Genomic DNA, 24,868 nt, shown 5'->3' with positions numbered 1-24,868 from the left:
AAAGCCGCAAGGACATGTGCAGCTTTGCTCTGAAAGAAAAACAAGGGATAAGGGCTCTTCTCCTTATCCCCGCGATTCTTATTCAGCTTTGAAATTTTTCAGCTCTTTCTCTGTTCCCGGAACTTCTAATCCGTCGATGATTTTTTTCTTCCAATCATCAACTGCTTTGATTACATCATCCGATAGGTTTTGTTTAGAGGAAGAAATGCCGACTCCGTCTTGATCAAGTCCGTATGTAAGCGTTTCTCCGCCGGGGAATTTGCCTTCGCTTGCTTTCTTCGTTAAATCTTCAACTGCTGTATCAACCTTTTTGACCATGGAAGTAAGGGTGACGTTATCGTCTGTTCCTTCTACTTGGCCTTCTGCGTATTGATCTTTATCGACTCCGATCACCCAAACATCACGCTTCGGGTCTTCTTTTTTCAAGTTCTTGGCTTCTGTAAAGACACCTGTGCCGGTGGCGCCTGCGGAGTGGTAAATCACATCAACGCCTGACTTATACATGCTCTCGGCGGTTGCTTTTCCAACGTCCGCTTTATCGAATCCGCCCGCATACTTCACCTGGACAGTTGCGTCAGGTTTTACGGCCTGAACCCCTGCACGGAAGCCGACTTCGAATTTTTTGATTAACTCGGATTCCATGCCGCCCACAAATCCGATTTTTCCTGATTTGCTTGTTAAAGCTGCGGCCACTCCGACGAGAAATGAGCCTTCCTGCTCTTTAAACGTAATGCTTGCGACGTTGTCTTTATCGACGACTGCGTCAATAATCGCAAAGTTTGTATTTTTGCGCTGATCGGCGATTTCACTGATTGAATCTTCCATCAAATAACCAACGCCATAGATCAAGTCGAAATTCTCACGCGCTAATTTATTTAAGTTTGTTGTATAATCTGCATCTGATTTAGATTGCAGGTAGTCGTATCCGTTTTTTCCTTTTTCCAGGCCATTATCTTTACCGAAGGCTTGGATGCCTTCCCATGCTGATTGGTTAAAAGATTTGTCGTCAACCCCGCCAATGTCGGTGACCATCGCCACACTGAATTTGTTTTTGCCCTCACTGTTTCCGCTGCTTTTTTCGCTGTTTCCGCATGCGCCTAAAATGGTGCCCGCTGCGATTACAAGTGACATCGCCAATCCGATTTTGCGTTTATTCAAGATATAACCCCCCAGAAAAATTTGGCCTAAGCTGATCCGGTCAGTCATGAGATGGGATGCCTCACTCAATTCTTAGAATCGATAAAATTTTCAGATAATAACAATTAGAATGAGCTGAGACAGTTCTGATCTTCCCTTAGTAAGTGTGGCGTGAATGTTTCCTTCGAAAGGCGGGGAAGAGAAGGATGCGGAAGGTGTTCCGGGCGGAAAACCGTGACATCTCTTTCTGAAGTGTGACTTATGACTTAGTCTAGGGATCAACTAACCACTCATAATTTATCATTTTACTTACAAGAAATAAATAGAATTACGCATTATTTTTTAAAAAATAAGTATTTTTAGAATTATATACTCAAATATACAAAAAAGTCCTTTATTATTCTTGTATAGCTTATTGGCGAAAGGTTCAAGCACCTTGGCAAGAGATGTGACAGAAAAAAACGCACTGCTCGACATGAACAGTGCGTTTTTTTATAAATATTGCTTAATTCCGTTAAGGTTGCCTGTATTGACATTGTACTGAAACACTGGTCTTCCGATCGTTCCGTACGCCATTTCGACATTCAGAACCTGTATATCCTCAAGAAATTTTAAGTATTTTCGGATGGATACTTGAGATATTTCAGTATGATTTGCCAAGTCTTCTGTCGTAAAGGACTCGTTTTCAAAGGATTGAATGCTGGACCAAATCAGCTTCAGCGTGCTTTTTGTCAGCCCTTTTGGCAGGTGCACTTTTTCTGTCGCTTCCTTCTTATGAAACAGTTCCGCGTCCAATTCTTTTTGGCTCATGTTTCGATGGGTGGAATACACTTTTTGTTTTCGTCTGTAATCAGAAAGGGCAGTCTGAAAACGTTCAAATTCAAACGGTTTGATTAAGTAATCCACAGCTCCGTAACGAAGTGTTTTTTTGATGACGTCCAGCTCGCTTGCCGCAGAGATGACAATCACGTCAACCGCTTCATTTTGGGCTCTCAATTCCGTCAGCAGCTCAAGCCCGTTTTTGCCCGGCATATAAATATCAAGCAAAATGAGATCGATGTGATGCTCTCCTAAAATATGCAGAGCGCTTTGAAAGGAAGAGGCGATTCCTTTCAGCTGAAAGCCTTCTATTTGGCTTAAATATCGTTTATTTAATTCACCCACCATGGGGTCATCTTCAACTATTAGTACATTAATCATGGTTTTCCTCCTTCGGTTCGTACGGGATGCGAAGACTGAATGTGGTTCCTTCATTTTTTTCGCTGGTGATAATCATTTGGCCCTTTAAATTCTCCATGCTTTGCTGGGTGAAATAAAGGCCGAATCCCCGGTTTTTGCCCTTTGTTGAATAGCCTTGTTCGAATACCTTGACTTGGTCTTCTTCGGACATGCCGGCTCCTGTATCGGTAATTTCGATGTCCAATATCTTGTCATGAAAACGCATGGACATCGTGATTTGTTTTTTCGGCATATTGGCAACAGCGTCCAAGGCGTTGTTGATGAGATTCCCGATAATCGTAATCAGTTCATGAATGACTGAAGGATCTGCTGCGTTTGGAATAACCCCGCTGCATTCAATATCGAGATTTGCGCCCTGCTCTCGTATGTAGCTCTGTTTTCCCAACAGAAATCCGGCCAGCACGGAGCTTTTGACATCATTTATGATTTCACTCGTTTCTGATTTTTGCTGAATGGCAATATCTTTAATATAATCTCCAAGATCGTCATACTCTTTCAGCTGGACGAGACCTAATATCACATGCAGTTTGTTCATAAATTCATGAGACTGCGCTCTCAGTGCGTTTGCATACATTTTAACACCGGAAAGCTGTTCAGCTAAATGTTTTACCTCGGTTTTGTCCCGGAATGTCGCAATCGCTCCGACGGTTTGTCCTTTTAGCTGGATGGGCACTTCATTAAATACAAGCTCTAATCCGTTAATGCGCACATCTCTGTCTTGAAGAGGTTTTCGGGTCTCAATGACATTTTTCAGACGGCTCTTCGGCAGGATGTCATTGACATCCTGATCGACGGGATTTGTTTCTATGCCCATTTTAATGAAAAGGCGCTTTGCTTCGGCATTGGCAAGCTTGATTTTACCGTGTTCATCGACAGCGAGTATGCCTTCTTTCGTTGATTCAAGCATGGCGCTCCGTTCTTGAAGAAGTGTCGCGATTTCATACGGTTCAAGTCCGTACATGATATTTTTCACCGTGCGTGCGACGATAACAGCTCCGATGACGCCGACGAATATACTGACGCAAATAATAAAATAGAGCGGCCGTAAGCTGTGGCTGATGACTTCGTCAATTTCATTCACTGTGATGCCGACCGCAACGGCTCCGACTTGTTTTCCATTCTTAGCGTAGACAGGCACGAACGCTCTCTGCGATTTCCCAAGCGTGCCTGAGGCAGTGCTGATATGGACATGTCCTTTTAATACTTCGGCTTCATCCCCGCCCCTGAATTTTTTTCCGATTTTGCTGTGGTCCGGATGGGTTCTGCGAATGCCGTTCATATCCATGACAACGACAAATTCTGTGCCGGTAATTTTCTGGACGTCCAGCGTGTAGCTGAGCAGTTCCTTCTGGTTTTTTCCGCTCTCCAAAGCGGAGGCAGTAATCGGTGCGTCGGCAACCATTTCAGCCGTTTGCAGCGCTGTGTCTCTTTCCTGATCACGTATCCTTTTAGAGGTTTGGGCACCGACGGTAAAAAAGGTGATGAGCAGTGCGATTAACACGACGATACAGACAAATATGGTGAGTCTGGTTTGCAGTTTTAATGTTTTTTTCATATAAAACTTCCTTACGTTTTATGATTCCTGCGTACTACTTTACTCTCAAAATGCCGCTTTGTGAAGATTTGGGACCGTAATTCGTAAAAAGGAGAAAAAATGGAATAATTTATCTTGTCAATGTGTTTTAAGTCCTCCATAATAAATGAGGTAGATTACAGAAAGGGACTTTTTTATATGAAAAATACTTATTTGACAGGATACTTTCCGCTGATTGCGATCCTGCTTTTTAGTTCGTCTTTATCCATTTCAACTTCACTCTATGCATTGAAGATGCTGTCTTCATTTGGAATGTACGATGGGATGCTCGATTACTTCTCTGAGAAAGGAATCAGACTTGCGTTATTTGCGGCCTTTGCACTTTTATATTTTATGGTTCTGTCCGCTCTGAAATTAATTGCAAATACCGTGACTGAGCTGTCACTGCTGTTTTTCGCAAATGATCCGGAAGGAAAAAACCTGAAAACAGTCAGAATGGGCTCTATCATATATTTAGGCGGCGGGATCTTGTCCTTTGTGCTATTGCAAAATGTCATCTGGATTGTGATCTGGTTTGCAGTTGTTACACTTGCTTACTTTGTGTTCGTTGTTTACCGGATTTATTCAACACTTTCTATCATGTCATTGGTCGGATTCATTCTGTTGGAACTGCTGTTTTGGTTTACATTTGTTATCGGTATTCTGTTCATATTTATCAAGCTTTATAATAGCATAATGGCTAGCTTACCTGTGTAAGCTAGCCATTTTTTCGTTTATGGTAAAAATCTATTTTTTATAGAAGGGGAGGGGAGCATACATTCATTTTTTTTGCCGAACCACTTATAGCGGTTTTTGGCAATAAAAGAATAGAGTATATCTCTGACAGGTTTCGGCACTGCAAAAAACAGGACGAAGAGCCGCCATGGGCCCCGCAGATGCCTGAAAACCTTTATGGCTGCTGTTGACTTAGTGTAAACCTGGCCGTCTTCAATAAAGACAAAGCTGTCAAAATGCTCAGTCGGAAGCCCGCTTTTTTTCAGCAGGCTCTGTCCTGTTTCCGATTGAAGCGATGCAAATGAAATCAAACCGTTTGGATCACGCTTTATGATAAATTGAACAGCACCGTTGCATAAGTTGCACACACCGTCAAACAGCAATACGCGATTTGGAATTTGTTTTGATGTCACTGCAGATCCCCTCCGATTCTTTAATAAGCTGCCTGCAGCGTTCCTTTCCAGATGGAAAGCTGAGGGCTGATACTGTGAAGGTATTCAACGCTGCTCGGTGTATCTTTTCCGACCCAGACACCCATTGTGTACGTATCTGTCAGGCCGACGAACCACATATCATGATAATCATTTGAGGTTCCCGTTTTACCGCCGATATAAGGCGCTTTGAAATATGCTTTTTTCCCTGTCCCGCTTTTGACAACGGAAGACATCAGTTTTTTCAGCTGCATGTTTGTGCGGACGCTGAATATCTGTGTCGCTTTGTCATTCCATTTATAAATCGTTTTTCCTTTTAAATCCGTCACTTTTGTAATCGCGTGGCTCGGCGAGTAGCTTCCGCTGTTGCCGAATGTTGTATACGCCTTTGTCATCTCAAGAGGCGTCATGCCGTGTGTAAATCCGCCAAGCGCCGCCGGCAGAAGATAGTCGCTGTTGACAAGCTTTGAAAAATGATACGGCTCAATATAGCTGAATGCTTTTTGGATGCCAACACGGTCCAGCATTCTGATGGCCGGTGTATTATACGAGTTTTTAAACGCTGTATCGAGCGTTACTGTGCCGTATGTGCGGTTATTGTAGTTTTGCGGACAGTAGTCCCTGCTGCAAAATTTGCCGGCATCAATTGTACTGCTTGCCGTCGCACCTGTCTGTTCAATATAAGGTCCGTAATCGAGAAGCGGCTTAATGGATGACCCTGGCTGTCTGTATGCTTGGTAGGCACGGTTAAAATCATACTTATGATAGTTTTTGCCGCCGGATAGAGCGACAACTTGATGCGTCTGGTGATTAATCACAGCCGCTCCGCCCTGTACGCCCGCATACGGAAGCTTCGAATTCATTTGTGCCACGACTTGATTTTGCATGTACGGATCAAGTGCGGTATAAATTTTTACGCCGTCTTTCAGAAGTGTGCTGACTCTGGCGGACAGCTCGTTTTCTATCTTGTCTTTTTGTTTTCCTGACGCTTTTTGAAGACGCTTATCAAAGCCTTCAGATTCAGACACTAGTTGAGTGAATTCATCATTTACGTAGGAAACGTAGTCCGGATATTTGTCTTCTTTCTCTTCGACATCCAGTTTGATTTTTTGTTTTACGGCTTTTTTCAGCTCTTTGTCCGTAATGACTCCGGCATTTTTTAACCCTTTAAGCAAGCGTTCTTGACGGCTTTTCGTGTAGTCAAAATGCTTGAGAGGATCATATAATGTAGGGTTATTAGGTATAGCGCAAATAAAAGCCATTTCTCCCAGTGTGAGAGATTTCAGCGGTTTGCTGAAATAGAATTCAGCAGCTGATCCGACGCCATAAACGCCGTTATTAAAATAAATCGTATTTAGGTAGGCTTCAAGAATCTCATTTTTCGTATACTTTTTCTCAAGCTGATAGGAGTACGCGAGCTCAGTCAGTTTGCGGCTGAAGGAGCGCTCGTGGCTCAAATACAAGTTTCTTGTAAGCTGCTGTGTGATGGTGCTGGCCCCCTGGTCAATCTTTTTGTCCTTCACGTTGGAAGCGGCCGCCCGCACCATCCCCATAAAGTCAAAGCCTTTATGTTCGTAAAAATGGCGGTCCTCGGAAGTTAAAAATATCTGTTTGACTTCTTCGGGAATCTTCTTGAAGGGAACCAGCACACGGTTCTCATCATCGCTGACGATTTCCGAGACCAGAGATCCGTCCCTGTCGTACATGTAGCTGTTCTGAACAAGGCTGATCTCTTTCAAATCAATATTCTTATCAAGCACCTGATCCAGGGACTTCATTTGTTTTACTTCTTTTCCGGAAGCGATAACTGTAAATGCAAACAATGGGATTATGCAAAGGAGCAAAATCCATCCGATAATTTTTCGTAACATGGTCACTCTCTTTTCTCCTAAATTCTAGCCATATCGTACCATTCTTTTGAGTTTACGAGAAGGTTAAATTTAGAAGACTCCTCAATTTTTGCTGAGAATCAGCTTGCTTTGGCATACGATTCTTTTTGGAATTTCTTCATGATCCAAAGCAGGCAGGCACCTGCGAAAAAGAGAAATGCTGTGACATAAAAGGCTGCAGAGATATTGAAGTGACTCGATATAATACCGCCGAGAAGAGGTCCGAGAACGTTTCCTAAAAAGCGAAAGCTGACATTGTAGCCGAGGACCTCTCCCTGGATGGAGCCGGGAGCCTGAACGCGGATTGCCGCTGTGATGCATGGCAGAAGGCCGCCCATCGCCATCCCGAATAAAAACCTGAAAACAAGCAGCACACTGAATGAAGAAGCGAGTGCCTGCGGAATAAAAAATAAAGAGGCGGCGATTAAAAGCCCGATTAAGATGCGGCGGTGGCCGTAGCGGTCTCCTAAATCTCCCCATTTTCTTGCCAGAAGCAAACTGCCGAGTCCGGTTGCCGAAAATGCCATGCCGGAGAAAAAGGCCAGATTGTCAGATCCGTGCAGCTCGTTTACATATAAAGCGAGCAACGGCTGGATACTGAAATTTCCTGTTTGAATCAGCATGGTTAACAGCATCATGACCCAAAGCGCGGGCTGGTGAAAAATATAGGAGAGCACTTCTTTTCTCGTATAAGACTGACGTTTATTTATCTTCTCTGTGAGCGGCTGTTCTTTGACCCCGAATAACACGAGAAGAACGGCTGAGAAAATCACAAAGGATGTGATAAAAAAGGTATACGTAAAGCCGAAGTGGTCAGCAAGAACGCCTCCCAAAAGCGGGCCGAACAAGCTTCCGGACACTTGCCCCATTTGGAGCGTGCCAAGCGTTTTGCCGGCTGAGCTTTTAGGCGTCTGCGCGGAAATCATTGCAAGGGATGTCGGGATAAATCCGGTTACAAGTCCCATTGCCATACGCAGAAAAAACAATTGATAAACCGACGTGACAAAGCCCATTAATAAAATGCTGACGGCAATGCCGGTTCCGGTTGTCAAAAGGATTTTCTTGTAACCGCGTTTGTCTCCGAACCGCCCCCAGAATGGGGATACCAAAAAAGCCATTAAAAACGTAATGCCGAACACATAACCGCTCCACCTTTGCACAAAGCCGTTGGAAAAGGTGCTGAGCGTCTCAATATACAAGGAGAGAAAAGGGACGATCATCGTTGTGCTGGCTGATACAAAGAAATTCGCCAGCCACACAATGACAAAGTTTTTCTTGCGGATAGAAATAACATCACCTTCTTATTATTTCGGGTTCCTTACTAATTATAAAGAAACAGTGCACCATTTAAAAGAAACAATGCGGCTGGGAAAATTCATTATTTTTAGAAAATGAAGAAATGAAGAGAAGGAGAATTGATATACTATAAAGATAGCATTCTTCTGATCGGAGGAAAGGCAGGTGTAAAAATAGTGGAGGCAGGCAACTTACTCATTATTGATTTCGAATTTACGATGCCCGAAGGAAAATACAGTCCGCAAAATTTTTTTCCGGAAATCATTGAAGCAGGAATTGTAAAGTCGGTTAATGGTGAAGTAGTTGAGACGTTTTCGAGTTATATCAGGCCGAAAAAATTCCCCAAGCTGACGAAGCGCTGCAGATCATTTTTAAACATTACGCAAAACCAGGTAGATGAGGGGATGAGGTTCGAGGACTTTATCCGTAAATTAAATGAGCTTGATCCTGAAAAAAATTGCACGATCATCACGTGGGGAAACATGGATATGAAAGTGCTGAAGCAAAATTGTATGTTTAACCATATTCCTTTCCCTTTTAAAGGGGAGATGAGAGATTTATCGCTTGAATATAAAAACTTTTTTGGAGACCGGACACTGACCGGCTTGTGGAAGGCCGCGGAAGAGTACGGAGATAAAGGAACCGGCACCCATCATAAGGCGCTTGACGATGCTCTTACAGCCTATAAGCTTTTTAAGCTTGTCGAGCAGGATAAGCAGTATCTTGAAAAACCAAAACCGCCGACAATCGGCGAGAGGATTGATTTATCTGAACTGTTCCGGCGCGCCACATAAAAAACCCAATCTTTTGTCAGACTGGGTTATGGCCGAGTGAAGTATTCTTTTTCTAAAACGTCCAGATTATTCAGGGAGCGCTTTGCCCATTCTGAATCATCTCCGTCCAGTTTGGCTCTCAGCTGTGCAACCGCTTCCCGCAAAGACTCGTTATAATCCGGCACTTCACTGTCATAGGGCTTCACCATATGATGAGGGATATTGGTCTGTTCGCCGAAAGCGAGCGCTCTTCTCTCATGGAAAAACGGCACATCTGCCTGTTTTGGATTGTGAAGGTCTCCTTGAGCGGGATGGGTAAGAACCGCCTTGATTTTGACTAAATAATGCTGCGGTCTGCAATCTGTTATTTCTCCTATGTATACACCTGTTTTGTAAAACCCTTTTACGATAGAGCCTTTCTCAAATGTACTCATCTGTTATCACCTCGCATTCATTCTATAAAAGTTCCAATTGATTTGCTAGTGAGGAAGGTCGGCAGGGAGCTTGATCGTCACAATGGTTCCTCTTTGAAAGCTGCTGCTGAACGAAATGGTTCCGTGATGATGTTCAATGATGGAAAACGTCACAGTCAGTCCAAGTCCCGTTCCGTTCGTTTTTAAAGAGTAATAAGGTTCACCCAGCTTCTGCATTTGGTGATCCGTCATGCCGACACCGTTATCTGAGATTTTGATTACGATCATATGGCCGCTTCTTTTGGCTGAAACTTGGATGACCCCTTTACCCGGGGGAACGGCTTCAATGCTGTTTTTCATGAGGTTGATCACAGCCTGCTTCAGCTTTGTTGCATCCCCGTATACCAAAAGGTCCGGCTCGGCGTCCGCCTCTACTGTCACAGATTTGTAATTGGCATACGAAATCATGAGGGAGCTCGTCTCTCTGATAAGAGAAGATAAATCAAAAATCTCTTTTTCATATAATTGCTGTTTGGCGATATCAAGATAATTTGTAATAATGCCCTGAGCCCGGTCAAGCTCTGACAGCACAAGCTTTTTATAATCCGCACTGGATTTGTTTTGAAAGGATTCATCATTAAAAAGCAGCTGGACAAATCCCCGGACAACTGTCAGCGGATTTCTAACTTCATGAGCCACACTTGCCGCAAGTTCACTCACAATCTCCATTTTTTCCGAATGAATAAGCTGGGAACGCAGGGCGATATTTTCTGCGATGCTTTCTATAATATAAATGCTTAAAAGAAGAACGATGCAGCGGAACAAACCCGATACAGCTGCCTCATAATATAAGGATTCTGAATTTTGAAAATTTAAAATATTCACGGCGGAAAAAACCAAGATGGAGGCGAAAAATAAGAAGATCTCCAAGCAACCGATGAATAAAGACAGCAGCAGTTTTCTCGCTTTGGACATGAATGGCCACTTTTTTTGAAGCAAAATTGGGATGATGATATGAAAAGGCAGCAAAGTAAAAACAAAAATGGCGGAAGGCTCAAAAAACAGCAGTTCAAAACATAAGACGGATGCGGCGACTGTTAGCCCGGAAGCAGTGTTTATGTAAAATAAACAAATGATGACAGGAATGATTTGAAGACCGTATTGGATGTAGTCCATTTCCTGTATAGGGAAGATAATGCATAAAACGGAGGCGCCGCATGCAAATAACGTGACCAATCCGTTGTTGATTTTTGGTACAAGGATTGACGGTTTTCCAAGCCAAAACACTTGGTAAAGAAGAATGGGAAACAAAATAAAGCAAATATGCAGGAGATAGTCTTTTAGAATTTCCATTCGAGTGAAATCCTTTCGTATAAAATATGAATCTATTATAACACTTATCATTAGAAGTAAAATACAAAATTTCTTTATAAAGAACGCCTTTACGATTGATGCGTAAAGGCGTTTGTGACGAATATTTACTCCAACGCTGTTTTTATTCGGCGCAGTCCGTCCTGCAAGGTTGCCAGAGGGCATCCTGCATTCAAACGCATAAATCCTTCTCCGCCAGGGCCGTATTTCGTGCCGGGCTCCAAAATAATTTTCCCTTTGTGCAGCATCTTTTGCTGCAGCTCTGCATCGGACAGGCCGTATGCGCGGAAATCGAGCCAGATCAGGTAAGACGCATCAGGCTTCATCATCTTGACGTTCGGGAGCTCGCTGGTCAAAAAGGCTGCAGCCTCATCCATATTTTTCTCAAGATAAGAAATCAGTTCATCAAGCCACGGCCCGCCTTTTGAGTAAGCGGCTTCGATTGCGCTCACGGCAAACGCGTTTAATCCGCCTAAACCGTTTCGTTGCAGGCTTGCTGAAAATTTGGCGCGCTTCAGCCGGTCTGGAATAATGATTGCTGACGCCTGCAAACCCGCGATGTTAAACGTTTTGCTCGGTGCTGCGCAAGTCACAGAAATCTCAGCGAAATCGTCAGAAAGAGAGGCGAACGGTGTATGGGTATTTCCGTAGAGCATCAAATCGGAATGAATTTCATCTGAAACGACAGTAACGCCGTGTTCCATGCATAATTCGCCGAGCTTCAGCAAATCTTCCTGGCCCCAGGCACGCCCTGAAGGGTTATGCGGGTTGCATAAAATAAACATTTTGACGCTCGGATCACTGATTTTTGTCTCCAAATCTTCAAAATCCATTACATATGTTCCGCCTTTTTCTTTAAGCGGATTATGTAAAATACGCCGGCCGTTTTTCTCAATCATATGGTAAAAAGGCGTGTAAACAGGGGATTGGACAATCACTTGATCCTTTGGTTCTGTAAAAGCCTGAACCGCCATGCCTAAAGCTGTGACCACACCGGGACTGAATGTAATGCTTTCCGGGTTCACCTTCCAGCTGTGCCGGTTATGCATCCATGCACACACTGCATCTTTTGTTTTCTGATCTGGAGCTGTATATCCGAAAATCCCTTGTTCCAGGCGCTGTTTTAATGCTTCTGTTATGGCTTCCGGCGCACGAAAATCCATATCCGCCACCCACATCGGGAGTGCGTCTGTCACGCCGAACAATTCGCCTGCCTTGTCCCATTTGACGGATTGGGTGCCGAGGCGCTGTTCTTGTTTATCAAAATTCATTCTGTTCCACCTCTTATGTATGTTTATTTTTCTTAGCGTAACTATGATAAAATAGATCTGCAAATTTTATTATAAGCGGTGATGAAAATGGAAGAAAGTCAAGCGGTCAGGGAAATGATCAATGTCATTGCCAAATGGGACCCGTTTAAATATGGGGAAGATTTTTATGAAACGGAGGCTGTTGATGTCGTACAGGCCGTCTATGATGAAGACGATCCTGAAGTGTTAGCGAAAAGCATACAGCATATTTTCGAAGCTTCTTTTGAACAAACACTTCCGATCGACAGCTGCCGGAATGTGGCTGGCCAGCTGCTGTTCATTAAAGACAGCAGCTCTTGCACGCCTTGAAAAAACCGGTATACAAACCGGTTTTTTTATTCTGTGATAAATTCTGCAATTCGTTCGGAAACGAATTCAGGCCGTTCTTCCGGCACCAAATGCCCTGTTTCCCGCAATGAATACAGTTTGGAATCCGGCAGGTCACGGTGCAGGCGTTCGCCGATTTTCAACGGAACCACCTTGTCCTCCTCGCCCCAAATCAATAAAGCGGGTTTGTTGATTTTTTTCAATTCCTCAGACTGTAAATCTCCTTCTCTGTGCCGGATGAACCTTGTCATAGCTTTGAAAATCTGTTCATCTTGAAAAGGTTTGCCGTAGCCGTCAATCATCGCCTCGTCAATCAGCGATTTGTTGTGAACGACATTTAATAAGTTTTTCATCACGCCTTCTTTGGAAAGCCAGCGTTTGATATAAAGATGAAAATATGGGAGGTGAGTCCCGAAGATAATCGTCGGGTGCGAGCGTTTTAAATAACCTGAACTGCAAAGAAGCACAATCTTCGAGAAGAGCTCAGGCTTTAATAGAGCAGCCGACAGCGATATCTGTCCTCCCATCGAATGCCCGACAAGCGCCGCCTGTTTGACTTGCAAGTGCTCCAGGAGTCCGATGATAAGCATGGCGAGGTTTTGATAGGTATATATAAATGTCCTTGATTTTTCTGATTGGCCGAAAGGAGGCAAATCGAGCGCGATGATGTCATACTGGTCCCGAAGCAAGGGGATTAATTTTCTGAAGCTGAAAGCAGAAGATAAAAAACCGTGTACGCAGACAATTGTTTGTTTGCCTGGATTTTGATAGTGCTCATAATATACATTTACTCCTCCGACTTTAACACGCCTTATTGGTGTAACCGCCTCCATTTTGCCGTCACTCCCTTCATAGGATGTCCTGTATTATGCCCTGAAATTGTAAGTTCTAGCGGAAGTTTCTCCTCGTTTTTTCTTAGCATTCGTCAAAAAACGTGATATAATGTCATGAGATTTCTTGACATTGCAAAGGTGTGAATTGAATGAAATTGACCGAGAAAGAAACAGAAATATTAGAAATTTTAGACGAAAACAGCCGCGCCGATCTAGAAACAATCGCAAAGATGGCCGGTATCCCTGTAAATGAAGTAAAAGCGATCATTGACAAATTGGAAAAAGAAAAGGTTATTATCGATTATTCCGCTATGATCGACTGGCGGAAGGTGGACGGCCATGAAGGCGTGACAGCCATGATTGATGTGAAAGTCACTCCGAAGCGCGGAGTCGGTTTTGACGAAGTGGCGGAGCGGATTTACCGATTCCAGGAGGTAGAATCAGTCTACCTGATGTCAGGCGTATACGACCTGTCTGTCGTGATCCGCGGCAATTCAATGTCTGACGTTGCGCGTTTCGTATCTGATAAACTGTCAACTCTTGATTCAGTTGTGTCTACGACAACACATTTTATCCTGAAAAAATACAAGCATGACGGCAAAGTATTTGAAACGGGAGACGACGACAAAAGAATCGTGGTGTCACCGTAAATGACTTCTTATTTATCCGATTATGTACAACAAATAAAACCATCCGGCATCCGCAGATTCTTTGATTTGGCGGCAACGATGGAAGGGGTTATTTCTTTAGGAGTCGGAGAACCTGACTTTGTAACGGCTTGGAATGTCCGTGAAGCAAGCATTCTTTCCCTTGAACAAGGGTATACGTCATATACCGCTAATGCAGGTTTATACTCATTGCGGGAGGAAATCAGCCGTTATGTCAGCAGCCGGTTTGGTCTTACATACTCTCCTGACGATGAACTGATTGTGACGGTAGGGGCGAGTCAGGCTTTGGATATTGCGATCCGCGCCATTGTAAATCCCGGTGAGGAAGTGATTATTCCTGAGCCGTGTTTTGTGGCGTATGAATCGCTTGTGTCTTTGACAGGCGGCGTCCCTGTTCATGTCCATACGACGGCTGATAAAGGTTTTAAAGCAACTGCTGAGGATTTTGAAGCGGCAGTGACCGAAAAAACAAAGGCCATTCTCATTTGTTCGCCTTCGAATCCGACCGGCTCGGTTTACTCAAAGAAAGAGTTACATGAAATTGCTGAGTTTGCCAAAACACATGATTTGATCGTACTGAGCGACGAGATTTACGCGGAACTGACATACGATGAGGAATTTACAAGCATAGCAGCATTCCCGGGGATGAAAGAGCGGACGGTTGTCATTTCGGGATTTTCAAAGGCGTTTGCCATGACAGGCTGGAGACTCGGTTTTGCCGCGGCGCCTTCAGAAATTCGCAACGCGATGCTTAAAATCCACCAGTATGCGATGATGTGCGCGCCTGCAATGGCGCAATATGCAGCGCTTGAAGGATTAAAAAACGGAATAGAAGACGTAGAAAAGATGAAAAAGAGCTACCGAAGAAGACGTAATTTGTTTGTCGAAACGCTAAATGAAATCGGTCTCAGCTGCCACCATCCGAGCGGTGCTTTCTATGCTTTCCCATCCATCAAAAGCACTGGGATGAGCTCAGAACAGTTTGCCGAGGAGCTCCTGATGCAGGAAAAAGTAGCCGTTGTTCCCGGTAATGTGTTTGGGCCGAGCGGAGAAGGATATATCCGCTGTTCGTATGCGACATCAATTGAACAGCTGCAAGAAGCATTGGTCAGAATGAAGCGCTTCTTACACAAAACAACATAAAAAAAGATACGAACCTTTTGTTCGCATCCAATAAAAGGGGGAATACTAGAAAGCCTTTGGTATTTGCAGTATACCCTCTTTTTGATATGCTTAAACCTGATATCATATTAAAAAAAGTTTCCTTTGCGGAAATGAGACATGTATGATATAATTTTAAATTGCGTATAAACAGATATTTAATTTAACTTAGGAGTTGTTATGAATGGCAGCAAAATTTGAAGTGGGCAGTGTTTACACTGGTAAAGTTACAGGATTACAAGCGTATGGTGCGTTTGTTGCATTAGATGAAGAAACTCAAGGTTTAGTACACATTTCTGAAGTGACTCACGGTTTCGTAAAAGACATCAATGAGCACCTTTCAGTTGGCGACGAAGTACAAGTAAAAGTACTTGCTGTTGATGAAGAAAAAGGAAAAATCAGCCTTTCTATTCGTGCGACACAAGCTGCGCCTGAGAAAAAAGAAAGCAAACCAAGAAAACCTAAAGCTGCGCAAGTAAGCGAAGAAGCTTCTGCACCACAAGGTTTCAACACATTAAAAGATAAGCTTGAAGAGTGGATTGAAATGTCCAACCGTAAAGACCTTATCAAAAAATAAGCATGAAAAAAGCACCGGACAGGAATGTTCGGTGCTTTTTTTTATCCTATCGCATTTCAGGATTTGCTGCCTCTTCACGTGATCTTTCCTCGTTTGGTTTAAACAGCAGACCGAGGTTGATTAAGCCGGCGATTCCGACAAGACCGTAAATAATACGGGAAAGAGCTGACCCTTGGCCGCCGAAGATGGCCGCTACTAAATCAAATTGGAAAAATCCGATCAGTCCCCAGTTAATAGCGCCAATGATTGTTAATACAAGGCAAATTCTCTGAATTGTACTCATGTTTTGCAACCTCCTCCATGAATTATTAAAACAGTTATAGATTGTGACAAAATGGAGAATCTATACATGCATTCTCCATATTGAGAGTAGCCGGACGAAACGGCCCAAACTCAGCTTGTATCTGTTTCTTTCCCAGCATCTTGCAAATGAAAACTGCCCGATACGCTGAAAACGGAAAGAGCTGATTGCTTTACATGGAGCGCAGGCATTCTGCATAATGAAAATCTAAGGAGGAGATGTCATGCAAAACTTTACATATTGGAATCCGACGAAATTAATTTTCGGCCGCGGAGAAGTTGAAAAACTCCCGGAGGAACTGAAACCTTACGGAAAAAATGTATTGTTAGTCTACGGAGGCGGAAGCATTAAACGCAGCGGCCTTTATGATCAAGTGATGGAACAGCTGAATAAAGCCGGTGTCACGGTGCATGAATTAGCAGGCGTAGAGCCGAACCCGCGTGTGTCGACTGTTAATAAAGGTGTTGCGATCTGCAAAGAAAACAACATTGATTTCTTATTGGCTGTCGGCGGCGGAAGTGTCATCGACTGTACAAAGGCGATTGCTGCGGGGGCAAAGTATGATGGTGATGCGTGGGATATCGTAACGAAAAAACACCAGCCGAAGGAAGCTTTACCGTTCGGAACTGTATTGACTCTCGCCGCAACTGGCTCTGAAATGAACGCAGGTTCAGTTATTACCAACTGGGAAACAAAAGAGAAATATGGCTGGGGCAGCCCGCTCGTGTTCCCTAAATTCTCTATTTTGGACCCAGTGAACACATTTACTGTTCCTAAAAACCACACGATCTACGGAATGGTTGATATGATGAGCCACGTGTTTGAACAATACTTCCACCATGTATCAAACACACCTTACCAGGATCGCATGTGCGAATCTCTTTTACGCACAGTCATCGAAACAGCGCCTAAGCTGATCAATGATCTTGAAAATTACGAACTGCGTGAAACGATTCTTTATACAGGGACAATCGCTTTAAACGGTATGCTGTCAATGGGCGCAAGAGGGGATTGGGCAACTCATAATATCGAACATGCCGTTTCAGCCGTTTACGATATTCCGCATGCCGGCGGACTTGCGATTCTCTTCCCGAACTGGATGAGACATACATTATCAGAAAACCCGGCCCGCATGAAGCAGCTTGCGGTGCGTGTGTTTGATGTAGAAGAAGCTGGAAAATCAGATGAGGAAATTGCGCTGGAAGGCATCGACAAGCTGTCTGCTTTCTGGACAAGCCTAGGCGCTCCAAACCGTCTGGCTGACTACGATATAAATGACGAACAGCTCGGCACAATTGCCGACAAGGCAATGGCCAACGGTACGTTCGGCCAGTTTAAATCACTTAACAAAGAAGATGTACTCGCTATTTTAAAAGCATCTCTATAACAAAAGGGGGAAATAGCCGATCCGGCTGCTTCCCTTTTTCTTTGGACTTATGTTACAATTGTTAATCTGTTTTTTGATACAGCAATATTTGGAGGTTTTACAATGGAAAATTTCACTTATTATAACCCGACGAAGCTGATCTTCGGAAAAGGCCAGCTTGAACAATTAAGAAAAGAATTAAAGCAATACGGTAAAAATGTTCTGCTTGTCTACGGAGGCGGAAGCATTAAACGTAATGGCCTTTATGACCAAGTAACAGGCATATTAAAAGAAGAAGGCGCCGCTGTCTATGAACTGCCAGGGGTAGAGCCGAACCCGCGTCTTGCAACTGTGGAAAAAGGCATTGACCTATGCAGACAGCATGATATTGATTTTCTGCTTGCTGTGGGCGGCGGAAGTGTCATTGACTGCACAAAAGCGATCGCTGCGGGAGTAAAATACGACGGAGACGCTTGGGACATTTTCAGCAAAAAAGTAACAGCCGAAGATGCACTGCCGTTCGGTACCGTTCTAACCCTTGCTGCTACAGGTTCTGAAATGAACCCTGACTCTGTGATTACAAACTGGGAAACAAACGAGAAATTTGTATGGGGAAGCAATGTAACTCATCCGCGGTTCTCGATTTTAGACCCTGAAAATACGTTTACAGTGCCTGAAAATCAAACGGTTTACGGTATGGTTGACATGATGAGCCACGTGTTTGAACAATACTTCCATAATGTCGAAAACACACCGCTGCAAGACAGAATGTGCTTTGCCGTTCTGCAGACGGTAATCGAAACAGCTCCAAAACTATTGGAGGATCTGGAAAATTACAAACATCGTGAAACGATTTTATATGCAGGCACAATCGCTCTGAATGGCACGCTTCAAATGGGCTACTTCGGCGACTGGGCTTCTCACACTATGGAGCATGCCGTATCAGCTGTTTACGATATTCCGCATGCCGGCGGACTCGCGATCCTGTTCCCGAACTGGATGAGATACACGCTTGATACAAATGTCGGCCGCTTTAAAAACCTTATGCTCAATATGTTTGACATTGATACAGAAGGCAAAACGGATAAAGAAATCGTGCTTGAAGGAATCGACAAGCTGTCTGCGTTCTGGACAAGTCTGGGTGCGCCTTCCCGTTTATCCGACTATGATATCGGAGAGGAAAAACTGGAACTGATTGCTGATATCGCAGCCAAAGAAATGGAGCATGGCGGCTTCGGCAACTTCCAAAAACTGAACAAAGATGACGTGCTTGCCATCCTTCGCGCGTCACTCTGATTTCTAAGGACGGAATGCAGTCATTCCGTCCTTTCTTCTTGACTTGATTTCACAGATAAGTTCATATAAAGTGAAAGATGAAAACATTATACCGTTATGGAGGGACAAGCAATGACGCATGTACGCTTTGACTACTCAAAAGCGTTGACTTTCTTCAACGAACATGAACTTACATATTTACGCGACTTTGTAAAAACAGCACACCATAATATTCATGAAAAAACAGGCGCGGGCAGCGATTTTCTAGGCTGGGTGGACCTCCCTGAACATTATGATAAAGAAGAATTTGCGCGCATTAAAAAAAGCGCGGAAAAAATCAAATCTGACTCTGATGTATTGCTTGTTGTCGGTATCGGCGGTTCTTACCTCGGCGCGCGGGCAGCGATTGAAGCGCTTAATCACGCGTTTTACAATACACTGCCAAAAGCAAAACGAGGCAATCCGCAAGTCATTTTCATCGGAAACAACATCAGTTCATCTTATATGAGAGATGTCATGGATCTTCTCGAAGATGTTGACTTCTCCATTAACGTCATCTCTAAATCAGGTACAACAACTGAACCTGCAATCGCTTTCCGTATTTTCCGCAAGCTTCTTGAAGAGAAATACGGCAAGGAAGAAGCGAAAGCGCGGATTTACGCGACAACTGATAAAGAGCGCGGCGCGTTAAAAACACTTTCTAACGAAGAAGGCTTCGAATCATTTGTCATACCTGATGATGTCGGCGGCCGTTATTCTGTCTTAACAGCTGTTGGTCTCCTGCCGATTGCTGTCAGCGGCGTCAACATTGACGACATGATGAAAGGCGCGTTTGATGCGAGCAAGGATTTTGCCACATCAGAATTGGAAGATAACCCTGCATACCAGTATGCGGTCGTTCGCAATGTGCTTTACAATAAAGGTAAAACGATTGAAATGCTTATCAACTATGAGCCGGCGCTTCAATATTTTGCGGAGTGGTGGAAGCAGCTGTTCGGCGAAAGTGAAGGCAAAGACGAGAAGGGCATTTATCCTTCTTCTGCCAACTATTCAACAGACCTTCACTCATTAGGACAGTACGTACAGGAAGGCCGCAGAGACTTGTTCGAAACGGTGCTGAATGTCGAAAAACCTAAACACGAGCTGACAATCGAAGAAGCCGATAACGATCTTGACGGCTTAAACTATTTAGCCGGAAAAACTGTAGACTTCGTTAACAAAAAAGCATTCCAAGGTACAATGCTGGCTCATACAGACGGAAATGTTCCGAACTTAATCGTCAACATTCCAGAGCTGAATGCATATACTTTTGGATATCTTGTTTATTTCTTTGAAAAAGCCTGCGCGATGAGCGGTTATCTCCTCGGCGTCAATCCTTTTGACCAGCCTGGAGTAGAAGCATATAAAGTCAATATGTTTGCATTGCTTGGCAAACCTGGCTTTGAAGAGAAAAAAGCTGAGCTTGAAAAACGTCTCGAAGATTAATGTACGAAAGCTGACTGGCATTTGCCGGTCGGCTTTTTATAAAATCAGAAAGGTGCTGATGTTCATGAAACAAGTGGTCAAACATCTCATCATTGCGGGTTTTTCTGCAGCTGTTTTAGTTATTCTCATATCCTTTGATGCCGTGAATACAGAGTTTTCTTCCAACCTTGGCGGCACACTCTCACACTTTTTTATCCACACCTTTCTTCTGATCGGGCTGCCGCTTGCCATTTTTACCGATACGGTGCACCATTTTCTGAAATTGAACCGCTCTCACACCCTTTTAACAAAGTTAGGACTCTATGCAGCGGTTGTATATGTTTCATGGGAATCTGCGGCGGGGATTGCTGCAGCGATGACTGTTTACTTCTTGATTGAATGCGCTTTCTTTACGGTTGGCCGTGCAAAGGAAAAAACGGTTTCCGTGTAATCAGCCTTTGAATGAAGTCTTGTTCTGCAGGACAGGATAAATGAAAAAAGGGGCAGTTTGATGATTACGATACCTTCCGCGATAGATGGACAGCCTTTCTTGCTTCAAGAGCTGGAACAAGTCATGAAGCCGCTCGGTTATGTGATAAACGGCGGCTGGGAGTACGACCACGGCTATTTTGATTATAAAATTGATGATAGAGACGGATATTTATTTTTAAGAATTCCCGTCAATGCCATACAAGGCAGTCTGGATGAACGCGGGGCAGCTGTCCGTATCGGAACTCCGTTTATGCTGAGGCAGGTGTTCCAGGCAGGCCTTGATGATCATGCTGAAGGAGGGCCGTTTCAATCGCTGTTTAATCAATTTTCTGAGCCCGAAAGACGGGACGCAGAGATTGATCCGGCGTATTTGGATATCGGCGCCTCCCTTGTCAAAGAGCTGGAGGATGTTTTGTTAGGTTAAAGCGCGAGGAATTGATCCGTTTCAAGCACTTTATATGAAAGAGGAGGGGTAATCATAGGCCCTTCCTCTTTTTGTATGCCGATAATAGTGGTGTTGTGATCAAGAAAATAGAGGACACATGTTTTATAAGCGGCACCATGCAGTTCAGAAGGAACCGAAATCAGCCTCACTTTTTTATCGAGTGTCAGCTCGATTAAGCTTTGCGGTTTAGACAGCTGCAATTTGACCCGGTAATGTTCCAGCATCACGCGGCTTAAGAGCTGAGACGTCCCGATAATTTTATTAGCGCCCGCCCGTTCTGCATTGGTGACAAAGCGGTCTGTCAGAATTTCGACAATACAGTATGCCAGCGGATTCAATCCTTTGACTGATAACAGAATCAGCACCGACAGCATATCCGCTTCCGCTTCACTTTTATATTGGTCGGCAGTGACCATAACTGTGTCCGCTTCAGTAATATTGGCTCGTTTCAGCGTTTCATCATCAGCGGCGTGTCCGCGTATGAAATGGACATTTTCAATGAGCGGCCCTTCTTTTAACGATTCATCAATCAGAACGACTGTCTTGGAGGGCGCCGCCAGCTGAAGCTCTCTCAAAAGGCGATTTGATTTTTCATTCCAGCCGATAATAATCACATGGCCCCGTCCTTTGTAAGCGACCTTTCCCTCTATGTAGCGGTGCTGTTTACTGAAAGCGGCAGCGGATAAGGTGGCAAAGTAAGCAGTGACAAAGCTTGCGCCGATGAATATCAGCAGCATTCCGGCTGCTTGACCAAGCGGCGTGTGCGGCACATAGTCTCCGTAGCCCACTGTTGAGATGGTAACCACGGCCCACCAAATACCTTCGAAAACGGAAGTAAACTGCTCGGGCTCAAGTAAATAAATGATTTGTCCGAACAAAAGAATCAGAAAAAGAATGATCAGCCCGATTCGGATAAATAACGGCCATCTCAGCCAAGAAATAAAGATCCGGTTTGACTTCATTCTTTTTCCCCTTCTTCAGATAATGAAATAGATAAAATCTGTTTAATAATCGTATTCAGCTTCTCATTTAGCTTTTCCTGACCGTACAGATCGCGGGCCTGCTTCATGAGATCAGCTGTATCGTCTTCAAGCTGAATGAGCGGTTCGTCGATTTCGGATTCATTATAAAACTGGATAAATACGTCCAGCCCTTCATTCATTCGGTCAATCGCTGTACTCAGCTGTTCCTTTTCCTCGCTCGTCACTTTCATGTTCATCACACCCGTGCTCTTTTTATAACAGTATGTCCCACTTCCGGCATTGTTTTTCAAAAAATGAACAAAACATATAAAACCGGATTTCTCCATAAACTAAAATAAATAGGCGAAAAAAGGATGGAACAGATGACGATCATTCAAAGAACCGTCATGGTTTTGATCGGTACCCAGCTTGCGGCATCCGCAGTGATTTTGTTTATTTTCGACTTGAATTCGTATAATCACTTCTCCGATAGCTTCTCATGGCATCATTTTTTGAAAGAGCTGATTGGAGGCTTTTCTTTTTATTTGTTTTCGGCCGGCTTGTTCCTTTTGCTTATCGGAATGTGTGCGCCTAGACGGAAGAAGAAGCGCTTTTCTGTACACGAGAAAGAAAACTCATTAAAATAATCGTAATAAAGAAACATACGATCTTTAAAAAAGGATGATGAAACATGCTGTTTATATTTTTAACAATAGCCGCATTGGGATTGTCGTTTTGGGCACAATTTAAAGTAAAGAGCAACTTTGAAAAATATTCAAAAGTGGAAGCCTCAAGCGGTCGAACAGGGGCAGAAACGGCAAGACGGATTCTAGATATAAACGGTCTTTACGACGTGCCGGTCGAACCGGTAAGAGGCGCTTTAACAGACCATTACGACCCGACAAGACGGGTGGTGCGTTTATCTGAGCCGGTCTATTATGGCCGCTCAATTTCCGCCATCTCCGTAGCTTCCCATGAAGTCGGACATGCCTTGCAGCATCAGGAGTCATATGGTGCGCTTGTGCTGAGACATAAAATTTTCCCAGTCGTGAATTTTGCATCCGGTGTAGCTCCTTTGCTTTTCTTAGGAGGCATGCTTCTCGGCAGCCTGAATTTGATCGGGCTTGGCATCATTCTGTTTTCAGCCGCTGTCTTTTTCCAGCTGATCACACTGCCTGTCGAATTCAATGCAAGTTCACGCGCGAAGCAAATTATTGTGTCAGAAGGATTCATCCGGAACAATGAAGAGAATGGGGTAAATAAAGTGCTGAGCGCCGCCGCCTTAACGTATGTGGCCGCCGCCCTGGTTTCCCTGTTTGAACTTCTTCGCTTTGTGATGATCTTCTTAAACGGTCGTAATGAGAATTAACGTTAAGGAGGTGGCCCCTTACCATTTATGGTAAGGGCTTTTTTTGCTTATATTACAATTGATCGCCATTTTTGTTTTGATTGGCATTACGGCTGTTTTCGTTGCAGCCGAATTTGCAATCGTCAAAATCAGAGGTTCAAAAATCAATCAGCTCATCGAAAGCGGAGACAGCCGGGCGCTTGCCGCACATAAAATCATCTCCAATCTTGACGAGTATTTATCAGCCTGCCAGCTCGGGATTACAATTACAGCCCTCGGCCTTGGATGGCTTGGTGAACCGACATTTGAACGCATTCTTCATCCCTTATTTACAGCGGCAGGCATACCGGAACCGTTTAACCACATTGTCACATTTGTAATTGCATTTATCATCGTCACTTTTTTGCATGTGGTAATGGGTGAGCTTGCTCCGAAAACGGTTTCCATTCAAAAGGCTGAAGCTGTCAGTTTATGGATTGCAAAGCCGCTGATCTGGTTTTATAAAATCACATATCCGTTTATCAAAGCATTGAACGGCTCTGCAAGTTTTCTTGTGAAATTGTTTGGCTTTCATTCAGTCAAGGAGCATGAGGTTGTCATCAGCGAGGAGGAACTGAGGCTGATCCTGTCAGAAAGCTATGAAAAAGGGGAAATCAACCAGTCTGAATTTCGCTATGTGAATAAGATTTTTGAATTCGACAACCGCGTGGCGAGAGAAATTATGATTCCGCGAACAGAAATCGCTGTCATCTCTCTGGAGCAGTCGCTTGAAGAAGCGATTCATCTCATCATTAACGAACGGTATACACGGTATCCTGTCATCAAAGAAGATAAGGATCATATTTTAGGGATTATCAACAGCAAAGATATGTTTAAAGCGTATTTTCTCGGCCAGCCGATTAAGCTGAAGCAAATTATGAGACCTGTCATCAGGGTCATTGAAAGCATTCCTGTTCAGCAGCTTTTAATCCGCATGCAGAAGGAACGGATTCATATGGCGATTCTCGTAGATGAATACGGGGGAACGGCGGGGCTTGTCACTGTCGAGGATATTATCGAAGAAATTGTCGGGGAAATCCGTGATGAATATGATCAGGATGAAACGCCGCATATTTTGAAAAAAGGCGAGCACCATTATGTGATGGATGGCAAAGCGCTAATAGATGAAGTGAACGACCTGCTCGACATTGCCATTGAGAATGAAGAAATTGATACGATTGCAGGCTGGCTTCTGACGCAAAAAATGGAGCTGGAAGCAGGAGATGTGATACAGGCGGAGGGCTGCGAGTTTAAAATCCTCGACGCTGAAGACCATCACATTCGATTTGTCGAAATCAAAAAAACAGAGTTTTAATCAAAAACAGCCGGGCTGGATCGCGGCTGTTTTTTGAGCTCAAAGAAAATCAGGACCAGAGGCTTCTGAAAAATTGATCAGTCTCTTGTCATCGGCAAGAGGCTTTTTTTCTGAAAAAATGAATGCTT

At 43.9% G+C, this 24,868-nt stretch carries 28 protein-coding genes; 15 read left to right on the top strand and 13 right to left on the bottom strand.

All coding sequences use genetic code 11. The annotated features are described in order from the left end of the window. Nucleotides 1-78: 78 nt before the first annotated feature. The 3 genes from nupN to maeL form a co-directional block, all read right to left on the bottom strand. Entirely contained in the window at nucleotides 79-1,158 is a 1,080-nt protein-coding gene (nupN, locus tag NYE43_RS16515) for a guanosine ABC transporter substrate-binding protein NupN (RefSeq protein WP_024122666.1), read from the bottom strand. Nucleotides 1,159-1,629: 471 nt separating this feature from the next. Then, the gene (gene maeM, locus NYE43_RS16510; RefSeq protein ID WP_024122665.1) at nucleotides 1,630-2,337 is read right to left on the bottom strand and encodes a two-component system response regulator MaeM; all 708 of its coding nucleotides are present in this window, start codon (nucleotides 2,335-2,337) and stop codon (nucleotides 1,630-1,632) included. After that, the gene (maeL, locus tag NYE43_RS16505; RefSeq protein WP_024122664.1) at nucleotides 2,330-3,931 is read right to left on the bottom strand and encodes a two-component system sensor histidine kinase MaeL; all 1,602 of its coding nucleotides are present in this window, start codon (nucleotides 3,929-3,931) and stop codon (nucleotides 2,330-2,332) included. The genes maeM and maeL overlap by 8 nt, the downstream gene beginning before the upstream one ends. Before the next feature lie 177 nt (nucleotides 3,932-4,108). Between maeL and NYE43_RS16500 the strand changes: the two genes are divergently transcribed. Continuing rightward, nucleotides 4,109-4,666, top strand: coding sequence for a YufK family protein (locus NYE43_RS16500; protein ID WP_095713969.1), 558 nt, complete (start codon nucleotides 4,109-4,111; stop codon nucleotides 4,664-4,666). Nucleotides 4,667-4,683: 17 nt separating this feature from the next. Here NYE43_RS16500 and NYE43_RS16495 read toward each other — a convergent pair whose 3' ends face one another. The 3 genes from NYE43_RS16495 to NYE43_RS16485 form a co-directional block, all read right to left on the bottom strand. Then, nucleotides 4,684-5,097: a thiol-disulfide oxidoreductase DCC family protein gene (locus NYE43_RS16495; RefSeq protein WP_024122662.1), complete on the bottom strand. Its 414-nt coding sequence runs from the start codon at nucleotides 5,095-5,097 to the stop codon at nucleotides 4,684-4,686. Between the two features lie 20 nt (nucleotides 5,098-5,117). Continuing rightward, complete coding sequence (locus NYE43_RS16490) at nucleotides 5,118-6,992, bottom strand: transglycosylase domain-containing protein (RefSeq protein ID WP_024122661.1); 1,875 nt, start codon at nucleotides 6,990-6,992, stop codon at nucleotides 5,118-5,120. A gap of 92 nt (nucleotides 6,993-7,084) precedes the next feature. After that, nucleotides 7,085-8,293, bottom strand: a complete 1,209-nt coding sequence (locus tag NYE43_RS16485) for a multidrug efflux MFS transporter (protein ID WP_308315553.1) — start codon at nucleotides 8,291-8,293, stop codon at nucleotides 7,085-7,087. On the opposite strand from NYE43_RS16485, the gene NYE43_RS16480 reads away from it, so the two are divergent. After that, entirely contained in the window at nucleotides 8,196-8,399 is a 204-nt protein-coding gene (locus NYE43_RS16480; protein WP_044160312.1) for a hypothetical protein, read from the top strand. The genes NYE43_RS16485 and NYE43_RS16480 overlap by 98 nt on opposite strands. Nucleotides 8,400-8,476: 77 nt before the next feature. Then, nucleotides 8,477-9,094: a 3'-5' exonuclease KapD gene (gene kapD / locus NYE43_RS16475; RefSeq protein ID WP_024122659.1), complete on the top strand. Its 618-nt coding sequence runs from the start codon at nucleotides 8,477-8,479 to the stop codon at nucleotides 9,092-9,094. Nucleotides 9,095-9,120: 26 nt separating this feature from the next. Here kapD and NYE43_RS16470 read toward each other — a convergent pair whose 3' ends face one another. The 3 genes from NYE43_RS16470 to NYE43_RS16460 form a co-directional block, all read right to left on the bottom strand. Then, nucleotides 9,121-9,507, bottom strand: coding sequence for a kinase-associated lipoprotein B (locus tag NYE43_RS16470; RefSeq protein WP_185848680.1), 387 nt, complete (start codon nucleotides 9,505-9,507; stop codon nucleotides 9,121-9,123). Nucleotides 9,508-9,552: 45 nt separating this feature from the next. Beyond that, a complete protein-coding gene (locus NYE43_RS16465; RefSeq protein WP_024122657.1) occupies nucleotides 9,553-10,839 on the bottom strand; it encodes a sensor histidine kinase in 1,287 nt (428 codons plus the stop codon). Between the two features lie 125 nt (nucleotides 10,840-10,964). Then, nucleotides 10,965-12,128, bottom strand: a complete 1,164-nt coding sequence (locus tag NYE43_RS16460; protein WP_326323615.1) for a MalY/PatB family protein — start codon at nucleotides 12,126-12,128, stop codon at nucleotides 10,965-10,967. Between the two features lie 87 nt (nucleotides 12,129-12,215). Between NYE43_RS16460 and NYE43_RS16455 the strand changes: the two genes are divergently transcribed. Next, the gene (locus tag NYE43_RS16455) at nucleotides 12,216-12,476 is read left to right on the top strand and encodes a YugE family protein (RefSeq protein ID WP_024122655.1); all 261 of its coding nucleotides are present in this window, start codon (nucleotides 12,216-12,218) and stop codon (nucleotides 12,474-12,476) included. 26 nt (nucleotides 12,477-12,502) lie between these two features. On the opposite strand, the gene NYE43_RS16450 is transcribed toward NYE43_RS16455, so the two are convergent. Next, complete coding sequence (locus NYE43_RS16450) at nucleotides 12,503-13,327, bottom strand: alpha/beta fold hydrolase (RefSeq protein ID WP_101860034.1); 825 nt, start codon at nucleotides 13,325-13,327, stop codon at nucleotides 12,503-12,505. A gap of 149 nt (nucleotides 13,328-13,476) precedes the next feature. Here NYE43_RS16450 and NYE43_RS16445 point away from each other — a divergent pair, with 149 nt between their 5' ends. The 3 genes from NYE43_RS16445 to yugI all read left to right on the top strand — a co-directional run bounded on the left by NYE43_RS16445 (nucleotide 13,477) and on the right by yugI (nucleotide 15,733). Next, entirely contained in the window at nucleotides 13,477-13,977 is a 501-nt protein-coding gene (locus NYE43_RS16445; RefSeq protein WP_024122653.1) for an Lrp/AsnC family transcriptional regulator, read from the top strand. Next, complete coding sequence (locus NYE43_RS16440) at nucleotides 13,978-15,138, top strand: aminotransferase (protein WP_024122652.1); 1,161 nt, start codon at nucleotides 13,978-13,980, stop codon at nucleotides 15,136-15,138. A gap of 202 nt (nucleotides 15,139-15,340) precedes the next feature. After that, nucleotides 15,341-15,733, top strand: coding sequence for a S1 domain-containing post-transcriptional regulator GSP13 (yugI, locus tag NYE43_RS16435; protein WP_019259312.1), 393 nt, complete (start codon nucleotides 15,341-15,343; stop codon nucleotides 15,731-15,733). 46 nt (nucleotides 15,734-15,779) lie between these two features. On the opposite strand, the gene NYE43_RS16430 is transcribed toward yugI, so the two are convergent. After that, the gene (locus tag NYE43_RS16430; protein WP_003220771.1) at nucleotides 15,780-16,016 is read right to left on the bottom strand and encodes a DUF378 domain-containing protein; all 237 of its coding nucleotides are present in this window, start codon (nucleotides 16,014-16,016) and stop codon (nucleotides 15,780-15,782) included. A 241-nt stretch (nucleotides 16,017-16,257) separates the two neighbouring features. Between NYE43_RS16430 and NYE43_RS16425 the strand changes: the two genes are divergently transcribed. The 5 genes from NYE43_RS16425 to NYE43_RS16405 all read left to right on the top strand — a co-directional run bounded on the left by NYE43_RS16425 (nucleotide 16,258) and on the right by NYE43_RS16405 (nucleotide 21,055). Further along, a complete protein-coding gene (locus tag NYE43_RS16425; RefSeq protein WP_024122651.1) occupies nucleotides 16,258-17,421 on the top strand; it encodes an iron-containing alcohol dehydrogenase in 1,164 nt (387 codons plus the stop codon). Between the two features lie 102 nt (nucleotides 17,422-17,523). After that, on the top strand, nucleotides 17,524-18,696 hold the full coding sequence (locus NYE43_RS16420; protein ID WP_024122650.1) for an iron-containing alcohol dehydrogenase: 1,173 nt from the start codon (nucleotides 17,524-17,526) through the stop codon (nucleotides 18,694-18,696). A gap of 111 nt (nucleotides 18,697-18,807) precedes the next feature. Further along, nucleotides 18,808-20,160, top strand: a complete 1,353-nt coding sequence (locus tag NYE43_RS16415) for a glucose-6-phosphate isomerase (RefSeq protein ID WP_024122649.1) — start codon at nucleotides 18,808-18,810, stop codon at nucleotides 20,158-20,160. Between the two features lie 58 nt (nucleotides 20,161-20,218). Further along, the gene (locus NYE43_RS16410; protein WP_340928139.1) at nucleotides 20,219-20,590 is read left to right on the top strand and encodes a hypothetical protein; all 372 of its coding nucleotides are present in this window, start codon (nucleotides 20,219-20,221) and stop codon (nucleotides 20,588-20,590) included. Between the two features lie 60 nt (nucleotides 20,591-20,650). Further along, nucleotides 20,651-21,055, top strand: a complete 405-nt coding sequence (locus NYE43_RS16405) for a YugN-like family protein (protein ID WP_024122647.1) — start codon at nucleotides 20,651-20,653, stop codon at nucleotides 21,053-21,055. Here NYE43_RS16405 and NYE43_RS16400 read toward each other — a convergent pair. Further along, entirely contained in the window at nucleotides 21,052-22,038 is a 987-nt protein-coding gene (locus tag NYE43_RS16400) for a potassium channel family protein (protein ID WP_024122646.1), read from the bottom strand. The genes NYE43_RS16405 and NYE43_RS16400 overlap by 4 nt on opposite strands. Next, nucleotides 22,035-22,289: a protein mistic gene (locus NYE43_RS16395; protein WP_024122645.1), complete on the bottom strand. Its 255-nt coding sequence runs from the start codon at nucleotides 22,287-22,289 to the stop codon at nucleotides 22,035-22,037. The genes NYE43_RS16400 and NYE43_RS16395 overlap by 4 nt, the downstream gene beginning before the upstream one ends. Nucleotides 22,290-22,421: 132 nt before the next feature. Here NYE43_RS16395 and NYE43_RS16390 point away from each other — a divergent pair, with 132 nt between their 5' ends. From NYE43_RS16390 to NYE43_RS16380, 3 genes are read left to right on the top strand one after another with little or no spacing between them, the layout of a single operon-like run. After that, nucleotides 22,422-22,685, top strand: a complete 264-nt coding sequence (locus tag NYE43_RS16390) for a hypothetical protein (RefSeq protein ID WP_024122644.1) — start codon at nucleotides 22,422-22,424, stop codon at nucleotides 22,683-22,685. Nucleotides 22,686-22,729: 44 nt separating this feature from the next. Next, nucleotides 22,730-23,407: a zinc metallopeptidase gene (locus NYE43_RS16385; RefSeq protein WP_024122643.1), complete on the top strand. Its 678-nt coding sequence runs from the start codon at nucleotides 22,730-22,732 to the stop codon at nucleotides 23,405-23,407. A 43-nt stretch (nucleotides 23,408-23,450) separates the two neighbouring features. Then, the gene (locus tag NYE43_RS16380) at nucleotides 23,451-24,740 is read left to right on the top strand and encodes a hemolysin family protein (protein WP_024122642.1); all 1,290 of its coding nucleotides are present in this window, start codon (nucleotides 23,451-23,453) and stop codon (nucleotides 24,738-24,740) included. Nucleotides 24,741-24,868 lie beyond the last annotated feature (128 nt).

This window comes from Bacillus sp. FSL R5-0434, assembly GCF_038004745.1.
GTDB classification, from domain to species: Bacteria; Bacillota; Bacilli; order Bacillales; family Bacillaceae; genus Bacillus; species Bacillus halotolerans.
Note: the sequence above shows the minus strand (reverse complement) of the source record. Positions and strands in the feature narration are given on the sequence as shown.